Origin of the sequence: Anoxybacillus sp. LAT27 (assembly GCF_022030075.1) — a bacterium.
Lineage (GTDB): Bacteria > Bacillota > Bacilli > Bacillales > Anoxybacillaceae > Anoxybacillus > Anoxybacillus kestanbolensis.
In genome coordinates this window covers 1-267 of the sequence record NZ_JAIWYK010000187.1, presented here as the reverse complement: position 1 = coordinate 267, position 267 = coordinate 1, and the positions used below count along the sequence as shown (strand labels likewise).

Annotated in this window: 1 protein-coding gene; it reads right to left on the bottom strand. The window is 58.1% G+C overall.

The genetic code is table 11. The features are described 5' to 3' along the window. The coding region (locus tag LD028_RS09055) for a metallophosphoesterase family protein (RefSeq protein WP_237811622.1) at positions 1 to 267 on the bottom strand (267 nt) is incomplete at both ends.

The window sequence follows — 267 nt, the reverse complement described above, 5'->3', positions numbered from 1 at the left end:
AGCTGATGTCCGCATAGCACCAAAAAGATCTGGTCGTGCTTGCTGATCAGCTTGTCCCACACTTCCTGGGGGCTGTTGTCTCCCGGATCGAGGGAGTTGGCATCGAGAAGCGGATTAGGCCTGCGCTCGGCCCGATTATTCATATAATCGTGGGTCGCGATGATCGTTGGGAGGCCAGGATGATCCCGGATCACCTGCGCTGCCCACTCCAGACTGGCGTCCGGTGCGTCAAACTGTAGCCCGATGTGAAGAAAGCGCAAACCGCCG